General features: G+C 75.1%; 18 protein-coding genes. 9 read left to right on the forward strand and 9 right to left on the reverse strand.

Annotated features, from left to right (window positions below; genetic code table 11):
• The first annotated feature begins 109 nt into the window (after positions 1-109).
• From HNR08_RS13450 to hemQ, 8 genes are all read left to right on the forward strand, one after another.
• The gene (locus tag HNR08_RS13450) at positions 110-607 is read left to right on the forward strand and encodes a flavodoxin domain-containing protein (RefSeq protein WP_246803095.1); all 498 of its coding nucleotides are present in this window, start codon (positions 110-112) and stop codon (positions 605-607) included.
• 46 nt (positions 608-653) lie between these two features.
• The gene (locus HNR08_RS13455) at positions 654-1,664 is read left to right on the forward strand and encodes a LacI family DNA-binding transcriptional regulator (protein WP_146838695.1); all 1,011 of its coding nucleotides are present in this window, start codon (positions 654-656) and stop codon (positions 1,662-1,664) included.
• Between the two features lie 319 nt (positions 1,665-1,983).
• On the forward strand, positions 1,984-3,630 hold the full coding sequence (locus HNR08_RS13460; protein ID WP_146838693.1) for a glycoside hydrolase family 13 protein: 1,647 nt from the start codon (positions 1,984-1,986) through the stop codon (positions 3,628-3,630).
• Between the two features lie 110 nt (positions 3,631-3,740).
• Entirely contained in the window at positions 3,741-5,135 is a 1,395-nt protein-coding gene (locus HNR08_RS13465) for an ABC transporter substrate-binding protein (RefSeq protein WP_146838691.1), read from the forward strand.
• Positions 5,136-5,142: 7 nt separating this feature from the next.
• On the forward strand, positions 5,143-6,066 hold the full coding sequence (locus HNR08_RS13470) for a carbohydrate ABC transporter permease (protein WP_146838761.1): 924 nt from the start codon (positions 5,143-5,145) through the stop codon (positions 6,064-6,066).
• The gene (locus HNR08_RS13475; RefSeq protein ID WP_146838689.1) at positions 6,063-7,058 is read left to right on the forward strand and encodes a carbohydrate ABC transporter permease; all 996 of its coding nucleotides are present in this window, start codon (positions 6,063-6,065) and stop codon (positions 7,056-7,058) included. Before HNR08_RS13470 ends, HNR08_RS13475 begins: the two co-directional genes overlap by 4 nt.
• Positions 7,059-7,157: 99 nt before the next feature.
• Positions 7,158-8,372, forward strand: coding sequence for a ferrochelatase (locus HNR08_RS13480; protein WP_146838687.1), 1,215 nt, complete (start codon positions 7,158-7,160; stop codon positions 8,370-8,372).
• Positions 8,369-9,106 (forward strand): hydrogen peroxide-dependent heme synthase, encoded by a 738-nt coding sequence (hemQ, locus tag HNR08_RS13485; RefSeq protein WP_146838685.1) that lies wholly within the window; start codon positions 8,369-8,371, stop codon positions 9,104-9,106. The genes HNR08_RS13480 and hemQ overlap by 4 nt, the downstream gene beginning before the upstream one ends.
• 18 nt (positions 9,107-9,124) lie before the next feature.
• On the opposite strand, the gene HNR08_RS13490 is transcribed toward hemQ, so the two are convergent.
• The 6 genes from HNR08_RS13490 to HNR08_RS13515 all read right to left on the reverse strand — a co-directional run bounded on the left by HNR08_RS13490 (position 9,125) and on the right by HNR08_RS13515 (position 14,690).
• Positions 9,125-9,487 (reverse strand): META domain-containing protein, encoded by a 363-nt coding sequence (locus HNR08_RS13490; protein WP_183835053.1) that lies wholly within the window; start codon positions 9,485-9,487, stop codon positions 9,125-9,127.
• A gap of 129 nt (positions 9,488-9,616) precedes the next feature.
• A complete protein-coding gene (locus HNR08_RS13495) occupies positions 9,617-10,636 on the reverse strand; it encodes an LLM class flavin-dependent oxidoreductase (protein WP_338075803.1) in 1,020 nt (339 codons plus the stop codon).
• A gap of 62 nt (positions 10,637-10,698) precedes the next feature.
• Positions 10,699-11,997 carry a Glu/Leu/Phe/Val family dehydrogenase gene (locus HNR08_RS13500; protein ID WP_146840580.1) on the reverse strand — a complete coding sequence of 433 codons (1,299 nt, stop codon included), beginning with the start codon at positions 11,995-11,997 and terminating at the stop codon, positions 10,699-10,701.
• A gap of 118 nt (positions 11,998-12,115) precedes the next feature.
• Complete coding sequence (locus HNR08_RS22765) at positions 12,116-13,084, reverse strand: M15 family metallopeptidase (RefSeq protein WP_146840579.1); 969 nt, start codon at positions 13,082-13,084, stop codon at positions 12,116-12,118.
• On the reverse strand, positions 13,081-13,857 hold the full coding sequence (locus HNR08_RS13510; RefSeq protein WP_146840578.1) for an aldo/keto reductase: 777 nt from the start codon (positions 13,855-13,857) through the stop codon (positions 13,081-13,083). Before HNR08_RS13510 ends, HNR08_RS22765 begins: the two co-directional genes overlap by 4 nt.
• On the reverse strand, positions 13,854-14,690 hold the full coding sequence (locus HNR08_RS13515; protein WP_146840577.1) for a helix-turn-helix domain-containing protein: 837 nt from the start codon (positions 14,688-14,690) through the stop codon (positions 13,854-13,856). Before HNR08_RS13515 ends, HNR08_RS13510 begins: the two co-directional genes overlap by 4 nt.
• Before the next feature lie 111 nt (positions 14,691-14,801).
• Between HNR08_RS13515 and HNR08_RS13520 the strand changes: the two genes are divergently transcribed.
• Positions 14,802-18,161, forward strand: a complete 3,360-nt coding sequence (locus tag HNR08_RS13520) for a proline dehydrogenase family protein (RefSeq protein WP_146840576.1) — start codon at positions 14,802-14,804, stop codon at positions 18,159-18,161.
• 104 nt (positions 18,162-18,265) lie between these two features.
• Here HNR08_RS13520 and HNR08_RS13525 read toward each other — a convergent pair whose 3' ends face one another.
• From HNR08_RS13525 to HNR08_RS13535, 3 genes are all read right to left on the reverse strand, one after another.
• On the reverse strand, positions 18,266-19,291 hold the full coding sequence (locus HNR08_RS13525) for a LacI family DNA-binding transcriptional regulator (RefSeq protein WP_146840575.1): 1,026 nt from the start codon (positions 19,289-19,291) through the stop codon (positions 18,266-18,268).
• A 113-nt stretch (positions 19,292-19,404) separates the two neighbouring features.
• Positions 19,405-20,334: a carbohydrate ABC transporter permease gene (locus tag HNR08_RS13530; protein ID WP_146840574.1), complete on the reverse strand. Its 930-nt coding sequence runs from the start codon at positions 20,332-20,334 to the stop codon at positions 19,405-19,407.
• Positions 20,331-21,428, reverse strand: coding sequence for a carbohydrate ABC transporter permease (locus HNR08_RS13535; protein ID WP_183835056.1), 1,098 nt, complete (start codon positions 21,426-21,428; stop codon positions 20,331-20,333). The genes HNR08_RS13530 and HNR08_RS13535 overlap by 4 nt, the downstream gene beginning before the upstream one ends.
• Positions 21,429-21,493 lie beyond the last annotated feature (65 nt).

The following is a 21,493-nucleotide window of genomic DNA, read 5'->3' on the forward strand; positions in this document are numbered from 1 at the left end:
GTCGCGGCGCTGACCATGGATCAGGCGGTCGAGGCCTCGGGCAGGGGGTCCAGGGCGAGCCGCCACTTTCCAGCCGCAGGAGGGCAGTGCGATGCAGATCTTGGTGACGGTGGCCTCGCGCCACGGTGCCACCGCGGAGATCGGCTCGGCGATCGCGGACGTGCTGCGCGCCGACGGGCACACCGTCGACGAGGCCGCGCCCGAGGAGGTCGTCGACCTCACGGGGTACGACGCCGTCGTGCTCGGCTCCGCCGTGTACACCGCGCACTGGCTGCCCGCCGCCCGCGACTTCGGCGCGCGGTTCGCCGCCGACCTCCGCGACCGGACCGTCTGGGTGTTCTCCTCCGGACTCGCCACGCAGCCCGCCGCGTCCGCGAACAGCCCGCACGAGCTGCTCGCGCTCATGCAGAACGTCGGGGCCCTCGGGCACCGGGCGTTCGCCGGGCGCCTGCTGCGCAGCGAGCTCGCGTTCGCCGAGCGCGCGCTCATCGCGGGGGCCCGCGCCAAGGAGGGCGACCACCGGGACTTCGACGCCGTGCGCGGCTGGGCCGGGCAGCTCGCCGAGCACCTGCGGGCCGTGGCGCCCGCGCCCGCGCAGACCGTCTGAGCGGCGTTGCAAGCGGCTTGCGCGATCACGTCGTAGGCTTGCGCGCATGGCTGGCAGGCTCGCGGAGGTCGCGCAGAAGGTCGGGGTGTCCGAGGCCACGGTGAGCCGCGTGCTCAACGGCCGGTCCGGCGTGTCCGAGCAGACCCGGCAGGCCGTGCTCACCGCCCTGGACGTGCTCGGGTACGAGCGCCCCACCAAGCTGCGCGGCGAGCGCGCCCGCCTGGTCGGCCTGGTGCTGCCCGAGCTGCAGAACCCGATCTTCCCGGCCTTCGCCGAGGTCGTCGGCGGGGCGCTCGCGCAGCAGGGGTACACGCCGGTGCTCTGCACGCAGACCGCCGGCGGGGTCTCCGAGGCGGACTACGTGGACCTGCTGCTCACCCAGCAGGTGTCCGGCATCGTGTTCGCCGGCGGCAACTTCGCGCAGCGCGGCGCCGACCACGACCACTACGGCCTGCTCGCCGACCGCGGCCTGCCCGTCGTGCTCATCAACGCGTCCATCGAGGAGCTGCCGTTCCCGCGGGTCTCCTGCGACGACGAGGTGGCGGTCGAGCAGGCCGTCGGGCACCTGGCGTCCCTCGGGCACACCCGCATCGGCCTCGTGCTCGGGCCGGTCGACCACGTGCCGTCGGAGCGCAAGCTGCACGCCGCCCGCGCCGCCGCCGCGCGTCTCGGGATCACGCTCGACGACGACGTCGTGGCCCGCAGCGCGTACTCCCTGGAGAGCGGTCAGGCCGCCGCGACCCGGCTGCTCAAGCACGGCGTCACGGGGCTGGTGTGCGCCTCCGACCCGCTGGCGCTCGGGGCGATCCGCGCCGCGCGCCGGGCCGGGCGCCGGGTGCCGGAGGACGTGTCCGTCGTCGGGTACGACGACTCGGTGTTCATGAACTGCACGGAGCCGCCGCTGACCACCGTCCGGCAGCCCATCGAGCCCATGGGGCGGGCGGCGATCGACCTGCTCGTCGGGCTGATCGCGGGGCAGCCGGTGTCCACGGACGAGCTGCTGTTCGAGCCGGAGCTCGTCGTCCGCGGCAGCACGGCCCCGGCCCCGGGCGCGTAGCGGAGCACCTCGCGCCGGCGCTCCGGAGCGGGCGGAGCGCCCCGTCGCCCGAGGGGGCGCCGGACGTGCATCGGGGGTGGTTCGGGCGGTACCCCGGGTGACCGCGGGATGCCCCGCGTGCCGGAGAGGCCGGGGCGAGCGAGGGGTGCACCGTGCCTGCGCGGATCGATTCGATCGATGGTCGCGTTTCGGTAACGCTGCTGTCGAGTTCTTGCGCGAGCACTGTCGTCGGATTTAGTGTCCGTGTTGCGCGGTCGCCGAGGACCGCGCGACGGACTGCCGCGGGCCGCACCCGCAGCGCGCGAGAACGAGGCACGACGTGGTGCAGCCCCCGACCGACGACCCCACCTGGTGGCGCGACGCGGTGATCTACGAGGTCTACCCGCGCTCGTTCGCCGACGGGGACGGCGACGGCACCGGCGACCTCGCGGGCGTCCGCAGCCGGCTGCCCTACCTGCGCGACCTGGGCGTCGACGCGCTGTGGTTCACGCCCTGGTACGCGTCGCCGCTGGCGGACGGCGGGTACGACGTGGCGGACTACCGCGCGATCGACCCGGCGTTCGGCACCCTCGAGGAGGCGGAGGCGCTGGTCGCCGAGGCGCTGGCGCTGGGGATCCGGACGATCGTCGACGTGGTGCCGAACCACGTGTCCGACCGGCACCCGTGGTTCCGGGCGGCGCTGGCCGCCGGGCCGGGGTCGCCGGAGCGGTCGCGGTTCTGGTTCCACCCGGGGTCGGGGCCGGACGGGTCGGGCATCCCGACGCACTGGGTGTCGAGCTTCGGCGGTTCCACCTGGACCCGGACGACGGATCCCGACGGCACGCCGGGGGAGTGGTACCTGCACCTGTTCACCCCCGAGCAGCCGGACCTCAACTGGACCCACCCGGACGTGTGGGCGGAGCACGAGGACGTGCTGCGCTTCTGGTTCGACCGGGGCGTCGCGGGCATCCGCATCGACTCGGCGGCGCTGCTCGTCAAGGACCCCGCGCTGCCGGAGCTCCCGGAGGCAGGGACCACACCGGGGCCGGGCGCGCACCCGCACGTCGACCGCGACGAGCTGCACGACGTCTACCGGGCGTGGCGCAAGGTCGCGGACTCGTACGCCGGCGCGCGCGTGCTGGTGGGCGAGGTGTGGCTGGAGGACACCGCGCGGTTCGCGGCGTACCTGCGTCCCGACGAGATGCACACCGCCTTCAACTTCGACTTCATGGCGCAGCCCTGGGACGCGGCGGCGCTGCGGTCCTCGATCGACCGGACGCTCGCCGCGCACCGCGAGGTCGGCGCGCCGGCGACCTGGGTGCTGTCGAACCACGACGTGACCCGGCCGGTGACGCGGTACGGCCGCGCGGAGTCCGGCTTCGCGTTCGCCGCCAAGCGCGCGGGCGTCCCGACCGACCTCGCGCTCGGCACCCGCCGCGCCCGGGCGGCCGCGCTGCTCACCGCCGCGCTACCGGGCTCGCTCTACCTGTACCAGGGCGACGAGCTCGGGCTGCCGGAGGTCGAGGACCTGCCGCCCGAGGCCGTGCAGGACCCGATGCACGCGCGGTCCGGCGGCGTGGACCCCGGCCGCGACGGCTGCCGGGTGCCGCTGCCGTGGTCGGGGAGCGAGCCGCCGTTCGGCTTCGGCCCGGGCACCGGCCAGCCCTGGCTGCCGCAGCCCGCCGACTGGGCGGCGCGCACCGTCGAGGCCCAGCAGGCCGACCCCCGGTCGATGCTCTCCCTCTACCGGGCGGTCCTCGCCCGGCGCCGCGCGGAGCCCGGCCTCGGCGACGGCGACCTGCGCTGGCTGGACGCGGCGCCCGGCGTGCTCGCGTTCGCCCGCGGCGACGTGCTCTGCGTCGTCAACCTGTCCGCCGCCTCCGTCCCCCTGCCGCCGCACGCGGGCGTCCTGCTCGCCAGCGACGGCGACGGCGACGGCGCCCACCTCGACCCCGACACCGCCGCGTGGCTGCGCGCCGCGCCCTGACCCGCATGATCCCGCACCACCCCGCACCACCCCGCACGACCCCGCACCACCCCGCACCACCCCGCACGACCCACCCACCCCGCACGACCCGACACCACCGAGGAGTGACGATGAGGTCCTCACGCACGACGGCGATCGCCCTGACCGGCGCGCTGTCCTTCACCCTGCTGGCCGCGTGCAGCAGCGGCTCCGACGACGCCGGCGAGGGGGAGGGGACCTCGGGCGGCAAGACCGTCCTGCGCGTGGTCTCCCTGCTGCCCGGCTCGGAGCAGGAGGCGTTCGACGCGTTCGACGAGCAGGTCGCCCAGTTCGAGGCGGCGAACCCGGACATCGACGTGCAGCCGGAGGAGTACGAGTGGAAGGCGACGACGTTCGCCGCCCAGCTCGCCGGCGGCACGCTGCCCGACGTGTTCGAGATCCCGTTCACCGACGGCAAGACGCTGATCGAGAACGGCCAGCTCGCCGACATCGACGCGCAGTTCCAGGCCCTGCCCTACGCGGGCGACTTCAACCCGAACGTCCTGGAGGCCGGCACCGGCGCGGACGGCAAGGTCTACGCGATCCCGGCGAAGTCGGTCTACGGCATCGGCCTGCACTACAACCGCACGCTGTTCGAGCAGGCCGGCCTCGACCCGGACGACCCGCCGACCACGTGGGACGAGGTGCGCGCCGACGCCAAGGCCATCGCGGACGCCACCGGCCAGGCCGGCTACGCCACGATGACGCAGAACAACACGGGCGGCTGGCAGCTCACGGTCGCGACCTACGCCCGCGGCGGCCGCGTCCAGGAGACGAACGACGACGGCACGTACACCGCCACGCTGGACAACGACGGCACGAAGGCGGCCCTGGAGTACCTGCACGACCTGCGCTGGGAGGACAACTCCATGGGCGCGAACTTCCTGCTCGACTGGTCGTCGATCAACCAGGCGTTCGCGGCCGGACAGGTCGGCATGTTCACGTCCGGCTCGGACGTCTACACCTCGCTGGTGCAGACCAACGCGATCGACCCGGACGACTACGGCCTGACCGCGGTGCCGCTCGAGGGCGACGACGCGGGCGTGCTCGGCGGCGGGACGCTGGCGGCGGTCAGCACCTCGGCCGACGAGGCGCAGAAGGAGGCCGCGGTGAAGTGGATCGACTTCTACTACCTGCGGAAGCTGACCGACCAGGACGCCGCGGTCAAGGACGCCGAGACCCTCGTGGCCTCCGACCAGCCCGTCGGCACCCCGGTGCTGCCGATCTTCAGCCGGGAGCAGTATGAGCAGTCGCAGGAGTGGATCGCCGACCTCATCAACGTCCCGCTGGACCAGATGACCGGCTTCACCGACGTGATCTTCGACCAGCCGCTCGTCGCCGAGCCGTCGGGCTCGACCCAGGAGCTGTACGGCGCGCTGGACACGGTCGTCCAGGCGGTGCTGACGGACGAGGGCGCCGACATCGACGCGCTGCTGGAGCAGGCGGACGCGAACGTGCAGGCGATCCTCGACAAGAACGCGAGCTGACGTGGCCCTGACCCACGACGCTCGTCCGGCTCGCTCGCGGCGGACCCCGGTCACCTGGGTCCGCCGCGGCGGGTTGAGCACGCTCGTCTTCGCGCTGCCCGTCCTGGTCGTGTTCGGGCTGTTCTCCTGGCTGCCGATCGGCCGCGCGGTCGTGATGAGCCTGCAGGAGACCAACCTCGTCACCACGGCCTGGGTCGGCCTGGAGAACTTCCGGACCGTGCTGTCCGACCCGCTGCTCGGCACGGCGGTGCGGAACACCCTGTGGTTCGCGGCGCTGGCCCTGCTGTTCGGCTACCCGGTGCCGCTGGTCGCCGCGGTGCTGATGAGCGAGGTCCGCCGCGCCAAGGGCCTGTACAGCGCGCTCGCGTACCTGCCGGTCGTGGTGCCGCCCGTCGTGGCGGTGCTGCTGTGGAAGTTCTTCTTCGACGCCCGGCCCGAGGGCGTGTTCAACACGATGCTCGGCTGGGTCGGCCTCGGCCCGGTGCCGTGGCTGCAGGACGCGTCCTGGGCGATGCCCTCGCTCGTGCTGGAGGCGACGTGGGCCGCCGCGGGCGGGACGATCATCATCTACCTGGCCGCGCTCACCTCGGTGCCCGGCGAGCTGTACGACGCCGCCGAGGTCGACGGGGCGTCCGTGTGGCGCAAGGTCTGGCACGTGACGATGCCGCAGCTGCGGGGCGTGCTGTTCATCACCTTCATCCTGCAGATCATCGGGACCGCGCAGGTGTTCCTCGAGCCGTACCTGTTCACGGACGGCGGCCCGGCGAACGCCACGATCACCGTGCTGCTGCTCGTCTACCGGTACGCGTTCGGGCAGAGCCTCGGCGGCGACTACGGGGCGGCCACCGCGCTCAGCCTCATGCTCGCGGTCGTCCTGGCGGTGCTGTCGGTCGTGTACTTCCGCCTCACCCGGTCCTGGAGCCAGACATGACGACGTCGACGACCCCCGCCGGGCCCACCGCGGAGGCGGTGCCGCTGCCCGGTCCCGGGGCGGGCACCGTGGTCGCGCCGGCGGCGCGCCGCCGCCGGCCCCGCCGCCCCGCCGAGGCCGACCGCGGTGCGCTGTCCGCCGCGGACTGGCGCCGCCCGCTGGTCCGCCGGTCCATGCGGCTGTCGCACGGCGTGCTGCTGGCGCTGCTGGTGCTGTGCGGCCTCGGACCCCTGGTGCTGCTCGCGAAGTTCGCGGTGACGCCGACGCAGGACATCCTGCGCACGCCGCTCGCGGTGTTCCCGAACGGCATCGCGTGGGACAACCTCAGCGCCGCGTGGAACGACGTGCAGGTCAGCCGGTACTTCCTCAACACGGTCGTGCTGGCGGCCGGGTCGTGGGCGAGCCAGATCCTCGTCGCGACCACCGGCGGGTACCTGCTGTCGGTGCTGCGGCCCCGGTACGCGAAGGTCGTGCAGGGCGCCGTGCTGGCCACGCTGTTCGTGCCGGCCGTCGTGCTGCTGGTGCCGCTGTACCTGGTGATCCTCGACCCGCCGGTGCTCGGCCGGTCGCTGATGAACTCGTACTGGGCCGTGTGGCTCCCGGCGGGGGCGAGCGCGTTCAACGTGCTGCTCATGCAGCGGTTCTTCGACAGCCTGCCGCGCGAGGTGTTCGAGGCGGCGCGCGTCGACGGGGCGGGGCCGTTCCGGCTGTTCTGGTCGATCGTGCTGCCGATGAGCCGGCCGATCCTCGGCGTGGTGTCGGTGTTCGCGGTCATCGCGTCGTGGAAGGACTTCCTGTGGCCGCTGCTGGTGCTGCGGGACCCGGCGATCCAGCCGCTGTCGGTCCGGCTGCCGTCGCTGCAGGCGACGACCGACCTGGGCGTGCTCATGGCGGCGCTCGCGATCTCGACGCTGATCCCCGTGCTGCTGTTCCTCGTCTTCCAGCGGCTGTTCCTGCGCGGGGCGGGGCTCGGCGGGGCGGTGAAGGGCTGAGCCGGCGGGCGGCGATCTGACGGGGCGTCGTGACAACGTCACGCCCGTCGGGTCGTCGCCGGGCGGCGGTCGCCCGGGTGGCGATGGGATGATGGAGCGGTGTCTGCCCCCACCCTGACGGCGTCGTCGCTCACCCCGTACGACGCGGTGCTCCTGCTCTCGTTCGGCGGCCCGGAGCAGCCCGAGGACGTCCTGCCCTTCATGCGGAACGTCACGCGCGGCAAGGGCATCCCGGAGGAACGGCTGGTCGAGGTCAGCCAGCACTACGCGCTCTTCGGCGGCCGCAGCCCGATCAACGACCAGAACCGCGCCCTGCTCGCGGCTCTGCGCGCCGAGCTCGACGCGCGCGGCGTCGACACCCCGCTCGCGTGGGGCAACCGCAACTGGGAGCCGTACACCGACGGCGCGCTGGCGGACCTGCGCGAGCGCGGCGCCCAGCGGGTCCTCGCCCTGGTCACGTCGGCGTACGGGTCGTACTCCGGCTGCCGGCAGTACCGCGAGCACGTGGCCGCGGCGCTCGCGGGCGTCGCCGGCGAGGCCGAGACGCCCGCCGACCCCGAGGCCGCCGCCGGCGTGCGGGTCGACAAGCTCCGCCACTACTTCAACCACCCGGGCTTCGTCCGGGCGAACGCCGACGCCGTGGTCGAGGCGTTCACCGACCTCGCCGCGCGGACCGGCCGGCCGGTCGCGGACGTCGTCGCCGACGCCCCGCTGCTGTTCGTCACGCACTCCATCCCGCTCGCCATGGAGGCCGGCTCCGCCGCCGCCCGGCCCGGGTACGTGGCGCAGCACGAGGACGCCTGCACCCAGGTCGCCGCGCTCGTCGCCGCCGACCTCGGCGTCGCACCGTCCTGGACGCTCGCGTTCTGCTCCCGCTCCGGCCCGCCGTCGCAGCCGTGGCTCGAGCCCGACGTCAACGACGTCCTGGCCGAGCGCGCGCAGGACGGCGTGACCGCCGTCGTCATGTCGCCCATCGGCTTCGTGTCCGACCACATGGAGGTCGCGTACGATCTGGACACCGAGGCGATGGCCACCGCGGCCGACCTCGGCATCACCGCGGTGCGGGCCGGGTCGGCCTCCACCCGGGCCCCGTTCGTCGCGGGCCTGGTGGACCTCCTGCTCGAGCGCGCCGCCGCCGAGCGGGGCGAGGAGCCCGCGCGCACGACCGTCGGCGGGCTCGGCGCCTGGCCGGACCGGTGCGCCGTCGGCTGCTGCTTCCAGCGCGCCGGCGTCGACACGGGCACCCCGGCGGTCGCCGGGCAGGACAGCCGCACGCACGACGAGACCACCAGCGAAGGAGCAGCAGCGCGATGAGCAGCACCACCGCCCCGGACGGCGGGCACAGCCCCGAGACGGCCGAGGAGATCAACAACGCGATCCGGTACGCCATGTACGCGGTGTTCGAGACCTCCGCCGCGCTCCCCGCGGACGCCACCGAGCGCAAGCGGGTCGTCGAGGAGGCGCTCGACGCGCTCACCGGCCCGGACGCCCCCGAGGGCCTCGTGGTGCGCGGCTGGTACGACGTCGCCGGCCTGCGCGCCGACGCCGACCTCATGGTCTGGTGGCACGCCCCGAGCATCGAGGCGGTGCAGGACGCCTTCCACCGGCTGCGGGCCAGCGACCTCGGCGCCCACCTGCTGCCCGTCTGGTCGGTGGCCGCGATGCACCGCCCGGCCGAGTTCAACCGCGGGCACGTCCCGGCGTTCCTCGCCGGCGAGGACCCGCGCGCCTACCTGTGCGTCTACCCGTTCGTGCGGTCCTACGAGTGGTACCTGCTGGCCGACGACGAGCGCCGTGAGCTCCTGCGCGAGCACGGGCACGCCGCCCGGGACTACGCCGACGTGCGGGCCAACACGCTGTCGTCGTTCGCGCTCGGCGACTACGAGTGGATCCTCGGGTTCGAGGCCGACGAGCTGCACCGGATCGTCGACCTCATGCGCGACCTGCGGGCGACCGGCGCGCGGCGGCACGTGCGCGAGGAGGTGCCGTTCTACACCGGCACGCGCGTCGAGCTCGCGGAGTGGGTGGAGCGGCAGCCGCGGGAGTGAACGGCGAGGGGGGCGGGCTCAGGCCTCGGACTCCTCCGGCGGGGCGGGCAGCAGGCGGCTGACCCGCCCCTCTCCGTCCGTGAGCAGCAGGGCGCCGTCCGCGACCTCCACCGCCAGCGCCCCGCCGAGCAGGTCGAGCACCGCGCGCTCCCGGGCCGTGTGCTCGGGCGTGCCGGCCATCAGCGTCGTGACCACCGGCCCGAACCGGAGCGTGCCGTCGTCGCAGGACCACGTCCCGCGCAGCCGGTTCACCCCGCCGGTGCCGTACACCTGCCCGTCCCCGGCGAACGTCAGCGCCGGCCGGGACCGCGCCGGGCCGTCCCCGACGGGCACGCCCGCGACCTCGACGAACTGCCACGTGCGCCCGACGACCTCGTCCATCGCCCGATCATCGCACCGCACCGCACCGCAGTGCACCGCGCCGCGGCGAGGGGGCATGCGGCGCGCGTCCGGGGTGCACCGGGCGGTGCCCCGCTGCGCGCGAGGTGCCCCCTCGGCCGTCACCAGCCGTCACCAGGCGGCTGCCAGGGCCTCCAGGGTGGCGACGCGGTCCTCGACCGCGTGCGTCGTGGCCGTGACCACGAGCTCGTCGGCGCCCGTGCGGGTCACGAGCTCCCGCAGGGCCGCGACCGCCCGGTCCGCCGTCGTCGCGACCTGCGTGCCGGGGACGCGGTCGTAGAAGTCGCGCGCCTGCTCGGGGTCGAGCGCGTCGAGCATCGCGGCGGCGTCCTCGGGCGTCTCGATCGGCGCCAGGGCGCCCCGGCTCCGCAGGCGCAGGGCCATCACCCTGCTCGGGCCGGCGAGCCAGGCGGCGCGCTCGTCGGACTCCGCCACGATCACCGACGCCGACACCATGAGGTGCGGGGCGTCCAGCACGGCCGACCGCCGGAACGCCGCGCGGTACACGTCGGCGGCGTGCGTCGTGATGCCGGTGCCGAAGTGGTGGGCGTAGGAGAACGGCAGGCCGAGCTCGCCGGCGAGCTGGGCGCTGAAGGTCGAGGACCCGAGCAGCCACACCTGCGGGGCGCCCGCGGGGGCGGGCGTGGCGGACAGCCGGGCGGCCGTGGCGCTCGCCGCGCGGCCCGCGGGGAGCTGGCCGAGCAGGGACAGCACGTCCAGCAGCTCGGCGGGGAAGTCCTCGGCGCCCAGGCCCTCGACGGTGCGGCGCAGCGCGGCGGCCGTCACCGGGTCGGCCCCGGGCGCCCGGCCGATGCCGAGGTCCACGCGGCCGGGGTGCAGCGCCTCCAGCATGGCGAACTGCTCCGCCACGACGAGCGCCGGGTGGTTCGGCAGCATCACGCCGCCGGAGCCGACGCGGATGCGCTCCGTCGACGCGGCGAGGTGCGCGAGCAGGACGGCGGGCGACGTGGAGGCCACGGCCGGCATCGCGTGGTGCTCGGCGACCCAGAACCGGCGGTAGCCGAGCCGGTCGGCCGCGCGGGCGAGGGTCGTGGAGTCGGCGAGGGCGTCGGCGGACGTGCGGCCGGTGCCGACGGGGGACAGGTCGAGGACGGACAGCGGGGTGCTCACACCTGCGGCCAACACCGGCGGCGGGCCCCTGCTTCCCGCCGCCGGCGCCCGCCGCCCGCGCATCAGGGGTACAGGCCCCGCAGCTGGTGCGCCTCCGCCACGCGCCGCACGCCGATCACCAGCGCGGCGTCCCGCAGCGAGATCCCGTCGGCCCGGGCCCGCTGGGCGACCGCCGCGTAGGACGCGCGCATCCGCTGCTCGAGGCGGTCCTCGATCTCCCGCTCCGTCCACCAGTACGCCTGCTGCGCCTGCACCCACTCGAAGTAGGACACGACCACGCCGCCCGCGTTCGCCAGGATGTCGGGCACCACGGTGATGCCGCGCTCGGCGAGCACCCGGTCCCCGCCGCTCGTCGTCGGGCCGTTCGCGCCCTCGACCACCCACCGGGCCTTGACGGTGCGGGCCGTGTCCTCGTCCAGCACGTCCTCCACGGCCGCGGGGATGAGCACGTCGACGTCCAGGGCGAGCAGCTCGGCGTTGCCGATCGGGTCGGCGCCCGCGAAGCCCACGACCGAGCCGGTGCTCGCGACGTGGGCGGTGAGCGCCGCGAGGTCCAGGCCGTCCGGGGCGTGCACGCCGCCGTACTGGTCGCTCACGGCCACCACCCGCGCGCCGCCCTCGGCCAGGAACCGCGCCGCGTGCGAGCCGACCTTGCCGAAGCCCTGCACCGCCGCGGTGACCTCGGACAGGTCCGCGCCGGCGTCGGCGAGCGCGGCGGCCGTCACGTGCACGACGCCGCGCGAGGTCGCCGTCGCCCGGCCGAGGGACCCGCCCACCGCGAGCGGCTTGCCCGTGACGACCGCCGGGATCGTGTACCCCGAGTTCACCGAGTACGTGTCCATCACCCAGGACATCGTCTGCTCGGTCGTGCCGACGTCGGGGGCCATGATGTCCCGTTCGGGTCCGATGAACGGCAGGATCTCGGAGGTGTACCGCCGGGTCACGCGCTCCAGCTCGGCGGGGGAGTAGCCGCGCGGGTCGATCGCCACGCCGCCCTTCGCGCCGCCGTAGGGCAGCTCGACGACGGCGCACTTCCAGGTCATCCACATCGCCAGCGCGCGCACCTCCTCGATGTCCACGCCCGGCGCGTACCGCAGGCCGCCCTTGCCGGGGCCGCGGGAGATGTTGTGCTGCACCCGGTACCCGGCGAGCAGCTCGATCCGGCCGTCGTCCCGGCGCAGCGGGACCGCCACGTGCAGCTCGCGCCGGGGGGTCGCGAGCATCTGGTGCACGCCGTCGTCGTATCCGAGCAGCTCCACGGCGGAGGACAGCTGGGCGAGGGCGGTGGTGAGGGGCGACGTTCGGGTCGGGGGCGTCGCGGGGGTGGGCGACGCGTCCGGCCCGGACACGGTTGCGGTCATGCAGGCGCCTCCTGGGCATCCACGTCCGGCGGCCGGGCGCGGCCTCGTCGCCGCCCCCGCGGAGAACCGCCGGGTCCCGGCCACTGTGCCACACCGCCCCGCGGCGCACCGCCCGGCGTCAGGAGGTGCGGCCGGGCCCGTACTCGAAGTGCCAGTACTCGGCGTACGGCTGGCCCTCCCGGACCCGCGCGGGGGCGTACCAGCCGTAGGCCGGGCCGTTCGCGACCAGCCACTGGTAGCGCTCCGTGCCGAACCCGTACGTGCCGGGCCACTCCTGCACGTCGAGGGCCGTGCCGAGCCCGTGCGACGACGTGCCCGGCGCGGCGGCGAGCCCCCCGAACGCCGCCTTCATCGCGACCTGGTCGTCGTACGACCGGTAGGTGAGGTCGAGGTCCAGGGAGGCGCCGAACTGCGCGCGGAACGCCTCGTCGAGGGCCGTGAGCGCGTCCGCGGCGTCGCACCGCAGGTACTGCGTGAACCCGAGCTGGTCGGTGCCCCACGGGATCGCGCACATCGCGGAGGCGGGCATGTGGCCGTTCGAGCCGTCGCCGTCCGCGGTCGGCACCGAGGTCACCCACAGGACGTTCCCGTCCGCGTCCACCGGGCGGCCGCCGACCCAGCCGGCGATGCCGGGGTTGCCCGTGCTCGCGGGGCCGGACGCGGTCGCCGGGGCCTTCTGCGTCGCCCGGGCGTCCGCGGCGGCCTGGGCCTCGGCGGCGGCCCGGGCCTCGGCGGCCGCCTGGGCCTCCGCCGCCGCCTGCGCCTCGGCGGCGGCCTGCGCTGCCGCGGCCTCCTGCGCGGCCCGCGTCCGCTCCGCCGACCGGCGCGACGCGTCCAGCAGCCCGGCCCGGGTGCGGTCCGCGAGGAACGCGTCCTCCGCCGCGGACAGCTCGGCGGCGAGCCCCACCGCCTCCGCCGCGCGCTCGGCGTCGGCCGCCCGCTCGCGGCCGGCGTGCAGCTGCGCGCCGGCGACCGCGACCGCCGCGACCAGCAGCGCGCTGGTCGCGGCGGCCACGACGGTGCGCTCGAGCCCCGCGCGGCGGCGGCGCTCCCGGCGCGCCCGGCGCCCCGGTGCGGCCTCGGTCACCGGCCGCCCAGGCCGTCGATCCGCGCGACCTCGTCCTCGGAGAGGGAGAACCGCAGCACGTCGAGGTTCTGCTCGATGCGCTCGCGGTGCGTGGACTTCGGGATGACGACGATGCCGTGGTCCAGGTGCCAGCGCAGGACGACCTGCCGGGTGGTGACGCCGTGCTCCGCCGCGATGGCGGTGAGCACCGGGTCGTCGAGGTCGGTGCGCTTGAACGGGCTGTACCCCTCGATCCGCACGCCGCGCCGCTCGTGCTCGGCGACGAGGTCGGCGTCGTAGTCGCCCGGGCTCCAGGGGATCTGGTTCACGGCCGGCGCCTCGCCGGTCGCGGCGATCAGCTCGTCGATCTGCGCGATGGAGTAGTTGGACACCCCGATCGAGCGCACCAGGCCCTCGTCCCGCGCGGCGATGAACTGCTCCCAGGTGGCGGGCGTCGCCTGCTTGTCCGGCGGCCAGTGCACGAGCCAGAGGTCGAGGTGGTCCGTGCCGAGCTGGGCCAGGGACTCCACGAGCGTCTGGCGCTCACGGCCCGCGTGGTCCGGCGGCAGCTTGGTCGTGACGAACACGGCGTCGCGGTCGACGTCGACGGCGGCCAGCGCCCGGCCGACCTCGGCCTGGTTGCCGTAGCCCGTGGCAGTGTCGATGTGCGTGTACCCGAGCTCGAGCGCGGTGATCACCGCCCGCTCGGCGTCGGTGCCCTCGGACTGCCAGGTGCCGAGCCCGAGGAGCGGCATCGCGCCGCCGGGCAGGGGGACGGTGGGGATCGATGTCATGCGCCCATGGTGACCCAGGCGGGCGCCGCAGGCCACGGCACGGGGTCGTCGTGCGCGGTCGAGGGAGCCGGGGCGGCGCGGGCCGCGCGGCGGAACTGGGCGGGGGTCTCGCCGGTCAGCCGGCCGAACGTGCGGGTGAACGACGCCTGGTCGTAGAAGCCCGTCGCCGCCGCCACCTGCGCGAGCGCCAGGTCGCTGCCGCCGAGCAGCGCGGCCGCGCGGTCCACCCGCGCCCGGAGCACGTACTGCTGCGGGGAGAGCGCGTAGACCCGGCGCACCCGGCGGTCGAGCGTGGACGCCGAGCAGCCCGCCGCCGCGGCGAGCTCGGCGACCGTCGGCGGCTCGGCGAGCCGGTCCTGCACGAACGCCGCGACGCGGGACAGCGCCGCGACCGTGGCCTCGTCGGCGTCCTGGGCGCGGAGCGACTGCGAGACGCTCACCAGGCCGACGACCGTCCCGTCGCCCGACCGCACCGGCTCCTTCGACGTGAGGTACCACCCCGGTGCCCCGCCCGGCCGGCGGATCAGCTCGAGCTCCCGGTGCAGCGACCGGCCCCGCTCCAGCACCTCGCGGTCCTGGGCGTCGTACCGCTCGGCGAGGTGCGGCTCGAACAGCTCGGCGGCCGTCCGCCCGACCACCGCCCGCCGGGAGCGCTCGGGCGTCCGGCGCACGAAGGCCTCGTTCACCACGACGTACCGCCCGGTGACGTCCTTGGCGCAGAACATCGTGCCGGTGAGGTCGTCGCACAGCCGCAGGAGCGCCGGGGTCAGCGCGCGCAGCAGCGCCCGGGCCGCCGGGTCGGCGGCCGTCGGCAGGGGTGGACGGCGTTCCATGACGGGGGCAGCGTAGGTCGTGCGCGTGACGCGCACGTGTCACGGATCCGGCGCCGCGGCCCGGCCGATCGGTGCAAGACGGGTTCCGGAGCGATCGGGGACGATCTCGGGATGACGACCACGCACGACCCGGCGGCCGCCGCCGCCCTGCCCGGCGCCGACGAGGACCTCGTGCGCGCCGCCGTCGACCTGGCGCACCGCTGGATGGCCGCCACCGCCGCCGACGAGACCCCCGCCGAGCGCCGCGCCACCGGCCGGCTCGCCGCGCTGGTCGCGGACCCGGTGGGCCTGGAGCTCGCCGTGCGGTTCGTCGACCGGGTGGCGCGCCCGCAGGACGTGCGGGTCGCCGCGGCGGAGCTCGCGGACCTCGGCGACCGCGCGGCCGACGCCCGGGGCTTCCTCGGCCCGGTGGACCAGGCGCAGCTCGGCGTCGGCGCGCGGCTGGCGCCCCTGCTGCCCGGCGCGGTCGTCCCCGCGGCCCGGGTGCGCCTGCGGCAGCTCGTCGGGCACCTCGTCGCGGACGCCGGGCCGGGGCTCGGCGCGCACCTCGCCCGCGCCCGCCGGGAGGGGTTCCGGCTCAACCTCAACCTGCTCGGCGAGGCCGTGCTCGGCGAGGAGGAGGCGAGCCGCCGGCTGCGCCGCGTGACCGAGCTCGTCGCGCGACCCGACGTCGACTACGTGTCGGTCAAGGTGTCCGCGGTCGCCAGCCAGCTCTCCACCTGGGACACCGACGGCAGCGTCGACCGGGTCGTCGAGCGGCTGCGCCCGCTGTACCGCGCCGCCGCCGCGCACGGGACGTTCCTCAACCTGGACATGGAGGAGTACCGGGACCTCGCGCTGACCGTGCGGGTGTTCGAGCGGCTCGTGTCCGACCCCGGCCTGCGGGACCACGAGGCCGGCATCGTGCTGCAGGCGTACCTGCCCGACGCGTCCGCGGCGCTGGAGGAGCTGACCGCGATCGCGCGCCGGCGCGTCCAGGCCGGGGGAGCGCGGCTGAAGGTCCGGCTCGTCAAGGGCGCCAACCTCGCGATGGAGCAGGTCGAGGCGGAGCTGCACGGGTGGCAGCAGGCGCCGTACGCCGGCAAGCCCGACGTGGACGCCCACTACGTCCGCCTGGTGCGGGCGGCGCTCGACCCCGCGCGGACCCCGGCGCTGCGCGTCGGCGTCGCCAGCCACAACCTGTTCCACGTCGCGTACGCCCACCTGCTCGCGACCCGGCGGGGCGTCACCGAGGCGCTGGACGTCGAGATGCTGCAGGGGATGGCGCCCGCGCAGTCCCGCGCGGTGCAGCGCGACGTCGGGCAGGTGCTGCTCTACACCCCCGTGGTCGCGCGCCAGGACTTCGACGTGGCGATCTCGTACCTGGTGCGCCGGCTGGAGGAGAACGCGGCGCACCAGAACTTCCTGCACGCGCTGTTCGCGGGGGACGCGGCGGGGGCTGCTGGGTCCGCCGGGTCCGCCGGGGACGGGATCGAGGCGCAGGAGGCCGCGTTCCGCGCGTCGGTCGCCGGGGCCGACGCGGTGTCCACGGCACCGCGGCGCCGGCCGTGCGAGACAGTGCCGCCCGCGCCCGCGGGGTTCCGGAACGCCGCCGACACCGACCCCGCCGTCGCGGAGTCCCGCGCGTGGGCCGCCCGGCTCGTCGCGCGCGACGTCGAGCCGCCCGCCGGCGCCGTGGAGGTCGCGTCCGCCGCCGACGTCGACGCCGTGGTCGCCCGGGCCGTCGCCGCCGCGCCCGCGTGGTCCGCGCGCCCGCCCGCCGAGCGCGCCGCCGTGCTGCGCCGCGCCGCCGAGGCCCTCGAGTCCGCTCGCGGCGACCTGGTCGCGACGATGGTGCACGAGGGCGGCAAGACCGTCGCCGAGGCCGATCCGGAGGTCAGCGAGGCCGTCGACTTCGCCCGGTACTACGCCGAGCGCGCCGAGGACCTCGACGACGGGCGCGTGCCCGGCGCGGTGTTCCGGCCGCACGGCGTCACCGTCGTCACCCCGCCGTGGAACTTCCCGGTGGCGATCCCGGTGGGCTCGACGCTCGCGGCGCTCGCGGCGCGGTCGCCCGTGCTGGTCAAGCCCGCGCCGCAGACGCCGCGCTGCGTGCGGGTGGCGATGGCGGCCGTGCAGTCCGCCCTCGACGCCGCCGGGGTGACCGAGCCCGCGCTGCAGGTCGTGCTGTCCCCGGAGGGGGACGTCGGCCGGCGCCTCGTCACGCATCCCGACGTCGCCCGGGTGGTGCTCACGGGGTCGCTGGAGACCGCGCAGCTGTTCGCCGGCTGGCGCCCCGACCTCGACGTCCTCGCCGAGACCTCCGGCAAGAACGCGCTGGTCATCACCCCGTCGGCCGACGTCGACCTCGCCGTCGCGGACCTCGTGCGGTCCGCGTTCGGCCACGCCGGGCAGAAGTGCTCCGCCGCGTCCCTCGCGATCCTCGTCGGGTCCGCGGGCACGTCCGACCGGCTGCGCCGCCAGCTCGCCGACGCGGTGACGTCGCTGCGCGTCGGGTGGTCCGACGACCTCGGGACGGCGATGGGACCGCTCGTCGAGCCCGCGTCCGGGAAGCTGCTGCGCGCGCTCACGACCCTGGACGAAGGGGAGGCGTGGCTGGTGCGGCCGCGACGCCTGGACGAGGCCGGCCGGCTGTGGACGCCCGGCGTGAAGCACGGGGTCCGGCCGGGGTCGTGGTTCCACCGGACGGAGTGCTTCGGCCCGGTGCTCGGCGTGATCCGCGTGGCCACCCTCGACGAGGCGATCGACGTGCAGAACGCGGTCGCACTCGGCCTGACCGGCGGCCTGCACTCCCTGGACGAGGCGGAGATCGCGCGCTGGCTCGACCGCGTCGAGGTCGGCAACGCCTACGTGAACCGGCACATCACCGGCGCGATCGTGCAGCGGCAGCCGTTCGGCGGCTGGAAGGCGTCCGTGGTCGGTCCCGGCGCCAAGGCCGGCGGCCCGTCCTACGTGGCCCAGCTCGGGACCTGGTCCGACGCACCCGAGGTCGCGGCCCTGGACGACGACGCCTGGCTGGCGTGGGCGCAGCAGGACGACGCCCGCTGGTGGGCGTCCGAGTTCGGCGCCGCGCACGACCCGTCCGGCCTCGCCGCCGAGGAGAACACGCTGCGCTACCGCCCGGTGCCGCACCTCACCGTGCGCGCCGGCGCCGACGCCCGGGAGCGGGACTTGCGGCGCGTGCTGACCGCCGCCCGCACCGCGGGGGTCCCGGTCACCGTCAGCCGCGCCGACGCCGAGCCGGACGCGGCGTTCGCCGCCCGGGTCGCCGCCGGGGAGGTGACGGGCCGGATCCGCGTGGTGGGCACCGCCCCGGGCCTGCGCGCCGCCGCGGTCGCCCGCACGGGCTCGGTCACGGTCCTGGACGCCCCGGTCGTGGCGAGCGGCCGCCGGGAGCTCCTGACGGTCCTGCGCGAGCAGGCGGTCAGCCGCACGCGCCACCGGTTCGGCCACATCGACCCGGCCCGCTAGCCGGGCCTCGTGCACCGACGGGGCACCCTGCGGGCGGGCGGGCGGCGCGCGGGGTGCCGCGGGTGCGCGCGGGATGCCCCGCCGGCCGGCGCCCCGTGCGGGGGTCAGGCCGAGCCGCGGACCACCAGGTCGGGGGCGAAGATCAGCGGCTCGGTGCGGGCCGGGCGGCCGTGCAGCTGGGCCACGAGCTCCTCGCCCGCGGCGCGCGCCATCGCGATGACCGGCTGGATCACCGTCGTGAGGTTGGGCTTCGTGGTGGAGGCGAGCGCGGAGTTGTCGTACCCGACCACGGCCACGTCGCCGGGGACGTCCTTGCCGAGCTCGGCGAGCACGGGCAGCGCGCCGGCAGCCATGAGGTCGGAGGCGACGAAGACGGCGTCGACGTCGGGGTACCGCTCGAGCACCTCGCGCGCGCAGGCGGCCCCGCCCTCGATGGTGAAGTCGCCGTGCACGACGGCGTCGTCCGGCAGGCCGGCGTCGGCGAGGGCCGAGCGCCAGCCGGCGAGGCGGTCGATGCCCGCGGACATGTCGGCGGGGCCGGTGATCGTGGCGATGCGGCGCCGGCCGAGGCGGATGAGGTGCTCCGCCGCGATCCGGCCGCCGCGCACGTTGTCGGTGTCGACGAACGCGGAGTCGCGGGCGGTCAGCGGGCGGCCGATGAACACGCTCGGCAGCCGGGAGTCGCGCAGGGCCCGGTCGATGGAGTCGTCCCGGTGGTGGGACACCACGATCGCGCCGTCGACGTGGCCGGCGCGCAGGTACCGGACGGTGCGGTCGGAGTCGCCGGGCCGGGCGATGATCAGCAGGAGCTGGAGGTCCGAGTCGGCGAGCGCGGAGGAGACGCCGTTCAGCACGCCCGCGAAGAACGGGTCGGAGAGCACGCGCTCGTCCGGCTCGGGTACGACGAGCGCGACCGAGTCGGTGCGCCGGGTCACGAGCGAGCGCGCGGCGCGGTTCGGCGTGTAGCCGAGGTCCTCGACCGCGGCGGCGACGGACTCCATGGCCTCCGGGGAGACCCGCAGGCCGCCGTTGATGGCGCGCGACGCGGTGGACCGCGAGACGCCGGCCCGCTCGGCCACCTGCTCCAGCGTGGGCGCCGGGGCGACGAGCGGGGCAGTCTGGTCGACCACGATGGATCGCCCCCTTGCCTTGACGACGGATGACCGGTGCGGGCACCGGCCGATGGGCACGCCCCCCCAACGCGGGGACCCCTGATCCGGAGTCCCCGCGCGGAAGCGTAGCGTCAGCCCTTGACGGCGCCGGCCATGATGCCGGCGACGAGCTGGCGTCCCGCGACGAGGAACAGCACCAGCAGCGGGATGATCGAGAGCACGACGCCGGCCATGATCAGCGGCATGTCCTGGAAGAACCCGGCCTGCAGCAGCTTGAGGGCCACCGGGAGCGTGGGGTTCTGGGTGCCGAGCACGATGGACGGCCAGAAGAAGTTCGTCCACGAGGTGATGAACGTGAACAGCGCGAGCATCGCCGCGGCCGGGCGGGCCGCCGGGAGGGCGACCGACCAGAACGTCCGGAACATCGACGCGCCGTCGACGCGGGCCGCCTCGATGAGCTCGTAGGGGAGTGCGGAGTCGAGGTACTGGGTCATCCAGAACACGCCGAACGCGGTGACGAGCGCGGGCAGGATCACCGCGAGCAGGTTGCCGGTGAGGTGCAGCTCGCGCATGACGATGTACAGCGGCACGACGCCGAGCTGGGTCGGGACGGCCATCGTCGCGATGACGAACACGAGCAGGGGCCCGCGTCCGCGGAACCGGAGCTTGGAGAACGAGTACCCGGCGAGCGTCGAGAAGAAGACGACGGACGCGCTGGTGACGACGGCGACGATCAGCGAGTTGCCGGTGGCGCGCACGAGGTCGATGTCGGCCTCGAACACCCGCTGGAGGTTCGCGAGGAACTCGCCGCCCGGGATGAGCGAGGGCACCGGGTTCTGGGCGATCTCCGCCGACGTCGAGGACGACAGCAGGAACGTGAAGTACAGCGGGTAGGCCGAGATGAGGATGAACGCGGTCAGGATCGTGTACGTGATCCAGCCCGGCCGGCGGTCGGCGCCGCCGCCGTGCGAGCCCTTCTTGCGGCCGACGCCCCGGCGCGCGGCGCGGGCCGCGCCCTTGCCGGCGGTCTGCTCGATGACGGGGATGGAGGGGGTGCTCATCGCGGGTTCACCTCGGTCGGGGCGGCTGCCGGCACGGCGGCGTCGGACGTCCGCTTCAGCGACCGCTCCAGCGCGCGCGCGTTCTTGCGGCTCTGCTTGCGGGCGGCCTTCGCGGACCTGCTCAGGTCGTCGGCGGAGGAGATCTTGCGTGTCAGCCAGTTGTTGAGCAGGGCGAACACGATGATGATCAGGAACAGCAACCAGGCGACCGCGGCTGCCCGCCCGAGCTGCTGCTTGTTCCAGCCCAGCTCGTAGAGGTAGAGCGTCACGGTCTTCCACTGGCCGTTGGAGCCGCCGAGGCCGGTCGCGTCGTACATGCGCGGCTCGTCGAAGATCTGCAGGCCGCCGATGGTGGACGTGAGGATGACGAAGATCATCGTCGGCCGGACCATCGGGACGGTGATGGAGAAGAACTGGCGCAGGCGGGTGGCGCCGTCGATCGTCGCGGCCTCGTACAGGTCGCGGGGGATGGCCTGCATCGCGGCCAGCAGGATCAGCGCGTTGTAGCCGGTCCAGCGGAAGTTGACCATCGAGGCGATCGCGATGTGCGACGCGAACGCGTCCTTGTGCCAGCCGACCGGGTCGATGCCGACGTAGCCCAGGAGCGTGTTGATCATGCCCGAGCCGTCGGCGAACATCTTCGAGAAGACCAGGCCGACGGCGACCGGGGCGACGACGTAGGGCAGCAGGACGCCCATCCGCCAGAAGGTCTTGGCCCGCAGGTTCGCGTCCAGCATCGCGGCGATCACGAGGGCGGCGATGACCTGGGGGACCGTGGAGAGCAGGAAGATGCTGATGGTGTTGCGCAGCGCCTTCCAGAAGAACGTCTGCCCGAGCACGAACGTGAAGTTGTCCATGCCGACGAACTCGCCCTGGCCGCCGATGAGGCTCCACTCGTGCAGCGACACCCACGCGGTGTACAGCAGCGGGAACAGGCCGACGACGGCGAACAGCAGGAAGAACGGCGAGATGTACAGGTAGGGCGAGACCTTCACGTCCCACCGGCCCAGCGTCTGCCGGAAGCCGATCTTCCGGTGCGGGCGGTCGTCGGTGCTCGGTGCCGCGCCCCTCGGGGGCGCCGTCTGGGTGGCCATGGAGTTCCTTCGTGCGGGACGAGGCGGATCGGGCGGTGCGGGCGCGGGACGTTCCCGCACCGGGC

The sequence above is a fragment of the Cellulomonas hominis genome (assembly GCF_014201095.1).
In the GTDB taxonomy this organism is placed as follows: Bacteria; Actinomycetota; Actinomycetes; order Actinomycetales; family Cellulomonadaceae; genus Cellulomonas; species Cellulomonas hominis.